The organism is Allosalinactinospora lopnorensis (assembly GCF_000981225.1).
GTDB lineage: Bacteria > Actinomycetota > Actinomycetes > Streptosporangiales > Streptosporangiaceae > Allosalinactinospora > Allosalinactinospora lopnorensis.
This window is the reverse complement of sequence record NZ_LAJC01000007.1, coordinates 106879-114945: the sequence shown is the minus strand read 5'-3', so window position 1 is coordinate 114945 and position 8067 is coordinate 106879. Positions and strand designations below refer to the sequence as shown.

11 protein-coding genes are annotated in these 8067 nt (G+C 68.0%); 7 read left to right on the top strand and 4 right to left on the bottom strand.

Going from position 1 to position 8067, the window contains the following annotated elements; translation table 11 throughout:
- Positions 1-134: 134 nt before the first annotated feature.
- Complete coding sequence (locus VS93_RS04460) at positions 135-686, bottom strand: GNAT family N-acetyltransferase (RefSeq protein ID WP_394298790.1); 552 nt, start codon at positions 684-686, stop codon at positions 135-137.
- Between the two features lie 715 nt (positions 687-1401).
- On the opposite strand from VS93_RS04460, the gene VS93_RS04455 reads away from it, so the two are divergent.
- Entirely contained in the window at positions 1402-2718 is a 1317-nt protein-coding gene (locus tag VS93_RS04455) for an ABC transporter substrate-binding protein (RefSeq protein WP_046468722.1), read from the top strand.
- A 77-nt stretch (positions 2719-2795) separates the two neighbouring features.
- Here the strand turns inward: VS93_RS04455 and VS93_RS04450 are convergent, their stop codons facing one another.
- From VS93_RS04450 to VS93_RS33245, 3 genes are read right to left on the bottom strand one after another with little or no spacing between them, the layout of a single operon-like run.
- Complete coding sequence (locus tag VS93_RS04450) at positions 2796-2975, bottom strand: DUF397 domain-containing protein (RefSeq protein WP_046468721.1); 180 nt, start codon at positions 2973-2975, stop codon at positions 2796-2798.
- Positions 2959-3603, bottom strand: a complete 645-nt coding sequence (locus VS93_RS04445; protein WP_269082800.1) for a DUF5753 domain-containing protein — start codon at positions 3601-3603, stop codon at positions 2959-2961. Before VS93_RS04445 ends, VS93_RS04450 begins: the two co-directional genes overlap by 17 nt.
- 18 nt (positions 3604-3621) lie before the next feature.
- Entirely contained in the window at positions 3622-3777 is a 156-nt protein-coding gene (locus tag VS93_RS33245; RefSeq protein ID WP_156184672.1) for a helix-turn-helix domain-containing protein, read from the bottom strand.
- Positions 3778-4176: 399 nt separating this feature from the next.
- Here VS93_RS33245 and VS93_RS31030 point away from each other — a divergent pair, with 399 nt between their 5' ends.
- The 6 genes from VS93_RS31030 (at position 4177) to VS93_RS04420 (ending at position 8059) form a co-directional block, all read left to right on the top strand.
- Positions 4177-4392 (top strand): hypothetical protein, encoded by a 216-nt coding sequence (locus VS93_RS31030; RefSeq protein ID WP_052745524.1) that lies wholly within the window; start codon positions 4177-4179, stop codon positions 4390-4392.
- Positions 4393-4659 carry a hypothetical protein gene (locus tag VS93_RS04435; RefSeq protein ID WP_046468720.1) on the top strand — a complete coding sequence of 89 codons (267 nt, stop codon included), beginning with the start codon at positions 4393-4395 and terminating at the stop codon, positions 4657-4659.
- A gap of 180 nt (positions 4660-4839) precedes the next feature.
- Positions 4840-5001 carry a hypothetical protein gene (locus VS93_RS30015; protein WP_173434256.1) on the top strand — a complete coding sequence of 54 codons (162 nt, stop codon included), beginning with the start codon at positions 4840-4842 and terminating at the stop codon, positions 4999-5001.
- Positions 5002-5087: 86 nt separating this feature from the next.
- Entirely contained in the window at positions 5088-5306 is a 219-nt protein-coding gene (locus VS93_RS04430; RefSeq protein ID WP_046468719.1) for a hypothetical protein, read from the top strand.
- Complete coding sequence (locus tag VS93_RS04425) at positions 5306-5881, top strand: DUF6879 family protein (protein WP_052745523.1); 576 nt, start codon at positions 5306-5308, stop codon at positions 5879-5881. Before VS93_RS04430 ends, VS93_RS04425 begins: the two co-directional genes overlap by 1 nt.
- Positions 5882-5890: 9 nt before the next feature.
- Positions 5891-8059 carry an ATP-binding protein gene (locus VS93_RS04420; RefSeq protein WP_046468718.1) on the top strand — a complete coding sequence of 723 codons (2169 nt, stop codon included), beginning with the start codon at positions 5891-5893 and terminating at the stop codon, positions 8057-8059.
- Positions 8060-8067 lie beyond the last annotated feature (8 nt).

Below are 8067 nucleotides of genomic sequence, written 5' to 3'. Positions count from 1 at the left end.
AGCTCTAAGCGCCTCTCCAGATGTCCTGCGCGTAACCCGGTATGAGAGCACCGGGGCGGGGACCATCCCCGCATGCGCGGGGAGCACGGCCGGGTACGCGGCCGGGGCCTTCCGCCGTGTCCGGTCCCGGCCGCCTACCAGAGGTCGCCGTCGCGCCAGTCGCAGGTGAGCTCGTCGGACGGCTCCAGCGGGAGCGACACCGGAAGGACGTAGATGCCGCCGTCGTCGTCCTCGGTGCGGGTGACGCCGGCCGGAGTCAGCGCCGATGACGGTCCCCGCCACAGCGCCCACCCGCGCGCCGCGTAGAAGGCGGTGGCCTCCTCGGTGCTGCTCAGCGCGCCCAGGTCGTAGGCGCCGCGCACCACCCTCTCCAGCTCGCCCAGCACGGCCGAGCCGTACCCGCGCCGGCGCCGGTCCGCGCGCACTCCCACACCCTCCACGTAGCCGGCGCGCAGCGCCCGCCCCTGATGCAGCAGCCGCCGTTGGACCACCGAGCCGTGCCCGACCAGCTCGGCCCCTTCCCACACCAGGGCGTGCACCCCGCCCAGGCAGTGCTCCCAGTCGTGGTCGGTGAACTCTCCGGCGAAAGCGCCGCCGAGAAGGACCCGCGCCGCGTTGAGAGTGCCGGCATCCAGGTCAGCGGTGTGGGCGGTGCGCACCTCGGCCACAGCGACCGTCCTCCTTATCCTCCGGCGCTAAAGGGGCCCTCCATGCGCGGGAAGAGCGCAGTGCGGTCCCCGCTCCTTGGCGCTTTGCGGTGGTCACCCGCACCCCCTTGTCATTACCTACCGGTCAGTATGTACGATTCCGTCGTGACTCACGATAAGTGACACATGCCACAGGTGTGACGAATCGCTTACTCACGGCAAAGGGGGTGGCAGTGAGACCCAGCGGCCTGACCGCACCCAGCGGTGCCAGAGCCCAGGAGCCACGGCGGTCCACTGTTGACCTGATCGACCCCGGTAAAAGCGCGCTCTCCGGTATCTCCTCCTGTGCCGGACGGAGCGACCGGAAGAGCACGGCACCGCACGCTCGCCGCCCACTCCACGCGGAACCCCCTCGAACCTCCCGAAGACACCGCCCGTTCCACGGTAGGACCGCGCCGACGGCCCGCGGCCCAGTGCCGTCCGCGGCGGGAACCGCCCCGCCGCTTTCGGCAAGGTCCGTGGGCTCTCCCGCTCACCGAGCCGGGATCGCGGCCAGGGGCGATCGCCCTAGCTGACCGCGAGCCCCGGTGCACCGTCCAGGCCCCGCCCCCGACCCCGGCGACCGGGCCGCGAACACCCCAGTCGCGCCTTTCCTCACCGTTCCCGTCCGGCAGGACCCAGAACACTCCACAGCCTGTACACCCGCCTGCGCTTCCGACCGCAGGACACATCCGACCATCACACGGGGGCAACCATGAAAACCACGACACGATCGGCCGCGGTAATCGCCATCGCGCTCCTCACGGCCGCCTGTGGCGGCCCGGAGGAACCCGTGGAGGAGGAGGCCGTGGACCTGAACGTCGCGCCCGGTGTCACCGACGACTCCGTCACCATCGGAACCCATCAGCCCCTCACCGGGCCCGCCGCGTCCGGCTTCATCCAGGTGTCCGAGGGGGCCGGCGCGGTGTTCGACTTCGTCAACGACAACGGAGGCGTCAACGGCCGCGAGATCAACTATGTCGTCGAGGACGACGCCTACGATCCCGCGCGCACCGTCGAGGCGACCCAGAAGCTGGTCCTTGAGGACGAGATCTTCGCGATGGTCGGTGCTCTTGGAACGAGCACCCACGAAACGGTCATCAACTTCCTCAATGAGGAGGGGGTGCCCGACCTCTTCGTCTCCTCGGGCGCCTTCATGTGGAACTCGCCCCGGGAGTACCCGCTGACCTACGGATACCAGGCGGACTACAGCAAGGAAGCCAAGATCCAGGGCAAATACATCGCCGAGAACTTCCCCGACGCCGACATCGGCTACTTCTACCAGAACGGCGATGTGGGGACGGACTCCCAGGCCGGCCTCGACCAGTACCTGATCGACGACGTCGTGGCCCGAGAGGACTACGCGTCCGATCTCACCGACATCAGCTCCCAGATCGCGGAGCTGAAGAAGTCCGGGGCGGATGTGGTCGTCTGTTCCTGCCATGCCCCCTTCATGGCACTGGCGCTGGTCGAGGCCGCGAGCATCGACTACGACCCCACCTGGATGGTCAGCAGCATCGGCGGGGACACCGAGATCCTCAAGCCGCTTCTGGAGGAGTTCACCGCGGGCACCGCCGCCGAGGAGGTCCGCCCCGAGGCATTTCTGGACGGCCTGCTGAGCACCAACTACCTGCCGCAGGTCGAGATGGTGGACGACCCCTGGTCCGAGTTCTTCGCCGAGGTCTACGAGGAGTACGGCGAGGGCGACCTCACCAACACGCACGTGTACGGGATGGCCCAGGCCGTCATCTTCTCCCAGGTGCTCAAGGCCGCCGGGGAGGACCTGACCCGCCAGGGCCTGATCGACGCCCTGCACGCCGGGGACTGGTCCGGTCCGGGGCTGGTGCCGTTCGAGTCCTCCGAGGAGAACCGCGGCGGCTTCGCGGGCGCCTTCGTGAACGAGTACCGGGCCGGTGCACCGCCCGAGATGCTGCAGGAACCGATGGCGACCGACCGCGACGGCGGGGAGATCGAGCCGGCCGAGATCGACCGTCCCGACCCCGAGGAAGCCGACTTCCACGACGGTTCCTGACACAACGGTGCGCCGGGCCAGCAGGGATCCGGGGGCCGGCGCACCGGACCCTCACTCGGGAGGCGGAACTCGTGCGGTTAGAGTCGGCCGTCCTTCACGTCAGCGAGGAACGCGGACCACTCGGCCACCGGAACCGCCAGATAACCGGCCTCGCGGTTCCGGGTGTCACGGATCTTCACCAGCTCCGGCGAGTTCGCGACCTCGACGCAGTCACCGCCGTTGCCACCGCTGTAGCTGCTCTTAGTCCACATCTCCATAGCGATCACCGTTTATCTCCTTGACGAGGGCAGCGGAAGCAGAGGGCGAGTGGGCCTCTGAGATGAGCAGTCCGAAGAGGGTGGACAGCTCGTTCACCCGCTCCGGGGCGTCAACCACCTCGCCGCCCTGAGCGTTCTCCAGGTACCCGACCGACTGGGTCGCGCTCAGCGCCATCACCCGGAATGGTTCGCACATGCCGATACTCGCGCGCGATTCCGGCAGGATCTGCACCCGTATGACGCCCTCTTCCACAAGGGTGAGGATATGCCGGAATTGGTCCCGCATGACCGTCTCGCCCCCCACAACGGCCCAGAGAGCCGACTCCTTGATCACGAACCAGAGGAACGGGCTGTTCCCCCGGATGAGCGGGAGCCGCTTAATGCGCGTCTTGACGACCTGCTCGACCTCATCGGAGGGCGCCGTGACCTTACGCTCTCTGACCAGCACTCGCGCGTAGTCCTCGGTCTTCAGCAGTCCGGGAATCCGGATGGACTCATACGCCTTGATCTCGGTCGCGCGCTGCTCCAGCAACAGCGCGTCCTTGAACCAGTCGGGAACGTATCGCTGATTGGTTAACTCCTGCCATAGACGAGTAAATGACCCGCCTGCCTCCAGGGCAGTGTCCAATTCTTCCGCTTGTTCCCGTTATGGGGTTCTTTCCGCTCGTTCGAGCTTCCCGATCATCGTGTAGTGCATGGTGAGCCTGCCCGCCAGTTGCCGTTGCGTCATGCCTGATGAGGCACGTAGACGCTGTACCTCCGCGCCGAACTGGCTCCAGCGCGACCGATCCTGGTTCGCCATGAAGACAGATTTCCATCTGCGGAGCCGAATCGCGACGGATAAGGCAAGAAGAGCCAAAAATGTATCGCCACTGGAAGGTGGCGGAGGACGCCGTCATTCTCGGAAAAGGAAAGACACGAAAAGACCCCGGCGGCCGCTAGCACCGGCCCCGGGGCATGGCCACCAGCTAACCCCAAGGAGCTGATGACATGTCCGAGCTTATCCCGCGCGTTCTCGGGTTGGTGGGCGCGCTGCTCTTCCCGAGCGCCGCACTGCCCTACCTCCTGTTGCGGCCCGGGCCGCCCCCTCGGCACGCTCGGGGCGCTCCGCTTCCGGAGCCTCTCCGGCGTACGGGCCCGTCCCCGCCCCTACGTCCTCCCCCAGCCCGCGGTCCCGCCGGACTATGGCCGGTTCTGCGAGGTGCACGCGCGGCACCGCGCCCGATGGCGGCTCACCTACGGGTCCGGGCAGGCCGCACCGTTCCAGGCGCACAACCGCGTGGCCGAAGGGATCGTTCTGGCCGCCAGCGACCTGGAGGCGCTGGACTTCGCGCTCGCCGAGTTCGCCCCGCCGCCGCACGTCCGGCCCTATATCGCCGCCCCCATGGCCGGGGCGGCGGACGGCGGGGTGGTCTGAATGCTCGACCTCACCCCCGACGAGGCCCGGTGGCTGCGCCAGATGGCCGACGACATCGCCGCGAGCACCCAGGACCGCGCCTACTGGCTGTCCACCGTCCGTGAGACCTCACTCGCGCTCCTGTCCCAGCTCGCCGAATGGCTCGGGGACGCCTGCGAGCAGAGCCCTCCCGAGCCCCAGCGGCGACACCGCCTGCCGTGCGTGCGGCCGACCCACCACGACGGGCCGCACCTGGACCCCTCCGGCCACAGTTGGGACCACCCGTAACCCCATCCGCCCGCCCACCCAACGGCGATCTTGACGAAACCGGCCCTCCAGCGCCGCGCTAAGGACCGGTTTCGTCAAGATCAGCACACGGCAAGCCCACCCATGACAGGAGAGGTCCATGCGACTACGGTCAATGGCAGTACGCCGACTCCGCGACGGCTTTCCCGATGAGGAGGTCGTATGACCGCCGACGAGCGCCCGGAACGCGACACGGCAGAGCGACAGCCGGAGAGCGTGCGAGACGCGCTCTTCGCCGCTGACCTGAAGCGTCTGGTCCGCGCCTCGAAAGAGAACGACGACGAAGCCGTTTCCAATGTCAGGGAACGTTACATTACGGAGTAGCCGAATCCGGACAGCCCATGGGAGGCCGCGGGCATTCGTGTTACCGTGAGTCAAATATTCTCCACTGTTTGTTGAACAGGAGAAACATGAAGCTCACGTTGCTCGCCAAAGACGGAAAGTCCCAGGATAAGGCTTGCCCGTCTGTCTACCTGTCCGACACTGGTGAACTTATCGTTCAGGGACCCGAACTCACTGGCGCTTCCAAGTCCGCTCTACAGAACACCCTTCCAGGCGAAACGGCCGTGCGGATCGATCCGGATATCCTCCTCCGGGCGGTGGAACAGTATAAGCAGAACGGAGCGTAGTGAGCGAGAATCCTAAAGGCCGCCCCATCACCTGGGATGAAGTCGAGCAACTGTTCGCCGAATTCCGTTACACGGCATTCCGATTGGAAACTCTACAAATCTATGCCGCCGACTATGAAAATGAGGATTTCCGGCGGTTTATCGCTGATGAGCAGCAGAGTCTTCCGCCCACTCTGAGCGATACTGAATGGGGAGAAGAAGTCCGGTCGGGGATCGCCGCGGGGCGGCGGTATGACCGGGTCCACGTGGTCACCGAGCCCTTGTCGGACTATGTGCGCTTCGAGTGCGCGCACGGCTACCGTCGTAACGTCGCCGCTGGGGAGAACATCCGCATCCTTCCCGCGGAGGAAGGCGACTGGCCCAGTGGGCTGCCACACCTGGACTACTGGCTGTTCGACTCCCACCAAATGCTGTGGATGAACTACGCCGACGACGGTTCGCTACTGACCACCGAGCTGATCGACGATCCGGAGTGGGTCGTGGCGGCCAACGTGTGGCGGGACCGTGCGATACATCTGTCGGTCCCGTTCACCGAATACGATGCCCAGTTCGATGCGTACATGCGTCGTCGCTGAAAGGTGAGGATGACAAGCGGCAGCGGCGAGTCTCCAAGCAATTCCACCAACAGGGGCAGCACCCGGAACGACGTCCAGGGGAGCGCGGGCGCCGTCGTGCAGAGCGGGGCCATCCATGGAGACGTGCACGTCACGGCGGCGGCATCCGCGGATGCGCCCGTACCCCGGCAGCTTCCGATGGCGGTCTCGGGGTTCGTCAACCGAGGTGCCGAGCTTGCCCGGCTCGACGCGCTGTTGCCGACGTCCGGGGACGGCTCGGTCGGCAAGTCCGGCGACGCGGTCGTCATCTCCGCGATCGGCGGCGCCCCCGGCATCGGCAAGACCGCGCTGGCCGTGCACTGGGCGCACCGGGTCCGCTCCCGGTACGCCGACGGCGACCTGTACGTCAATATGCGCGGCCACGGCCCCGGTCCCCGCCTGGACGCGTCCAGTGCCCTCGACTCCCTGCTGCGCGCGCTCGACGTCCCACCCGAGCGCATCCCCGATGACCTCGACGGCAGGGCGGCCCTCTACCGGTCCCGGCTCGACCGGAAACACATGCTCATCGTCATCGACGACGCCACCTCCGCCGAACAGGTGCGCCCCTTATTGCCGGCCTCGCCCACCTGCCTGGTCCTGGTCACCAGCCGCAGCACCCTGCCCGGCCTCGTGGCGCGCGAAGGGGCGCGGCGGATGGCCCTGGACACGCTCTCCACCGAAGAATCGCTCGCCCTGCTGCGGGCACACCTCGGCGGGCGGCGGCTCGACGCCGAACCCGAGGCGGCGCGCGACCTCGTCGCCCACTGCGCCCACCTACCGTTGGCGCTGCGCATCCTCGCCGAACGGCTGATCGACCGCCCCGACACCCCGCTCAGCCACGTCGTCGCCGAACTGGCCGCCGAAGACGAGCGGCTTGATGCGCTGGGCACCACCGGCGACGAACTGAGCAACGTCCGGGCGGTCTTCTCCGCCTCCTACACCGCGCTGCCTCCCGAGGCGGCGCGGCTGTTCCGCGGTCTCGGCGTGCACCCGGGGACGGAGTTCGGCGCGGCGGCCTGCGCCGCCGCGGTGGGTTTGCCGCTGCGTCGGGCACGCCCACTGCTCGACCAGCTCACCGCGGCGAACCTGGTGCAGCGGGTCGGGCACGACCGCTACCGGTTGCACGACCTGCTGCGGGTGTACGCGGCCGAGCGTTTCCACGCCGAGGAGGCACCCGAGCGTACGGCCGAGGTACTGCGCCTGCTCACCGGCTGGTACCTGGCGAGCGCGCGCAACGCGGTGCTGTTGGTGCAGCCGAACTCCCGTACCGTCGAGGACCCCGCCGGCGAACCGCCCGCGAATCCCCTGACATTCGACACCCCGAAGGCCGCTCTCGCGTGGTTCGCCCAGGAGCGCGCCACCATCGTCAGATCGATACGGGCCGCGCTCGACCACGGACTGTACGAACTCGCGTGGCGGCTGCCCGCTGCGGTCTACGGGCTCTTCGAACGCCACCGGCACTGGCACGAGTGGCGCGAGATCAACCTGGTCGGGCTCGAAGCGGCCCGTACGTTGGGGAACCGCTACGGGGAGGCTTACAACCTCCTCGGCCTCGCCGACGCCGAATGGCTGCTCGGCGACACCGAAGAAGCCCTGGAGCACTACACGGCGGCGCTGGAGGCGGCCCGGGAGGTGGGCGACGGCTGGATCGAGGGGTTCGCGCTGCGCCAGCTCGGTGAGCTGCGCCGGGAGCAGGAGGACGACGCTCCGGTACTCCTCCAGCAGGCCATCGACGCGTTCCGCAGGGCCGGGGAACGGCGCGGCGAGGGCATGGCCCTGCTGAGCCTTGTCGAGTGTGAACGGGCACTCGGACACTTCGGCATCGCGCTGGAGAACTGCCGAACCGCGATCGGCATCTTCACCGACATTGAGGACACCTGGACCGTGGCCTGGGCCCGGTGCTTCCTGGCCGCCGCACTGGCGTCGTCGGGCCGCCACGCCGAGGCCGTCGAGGAGTACCAAACCGCCATCGCGGTCTTCCGCGAGGTGGACGACCTCGACAGCGAAGCCGTCGCGCTCATCGGAACGGGTGAGGCGTACGCCGCCATGGGCGAGACCGGGCAGGCGCGCAGCCGCCTCGGCGCCGCCCTGGACATCCTGTGGTCGGTCGACGACCCCAGAGCCGACGACGTCGAGGCGGCCATCAACCGCCTGCCTTGACCGTGCCC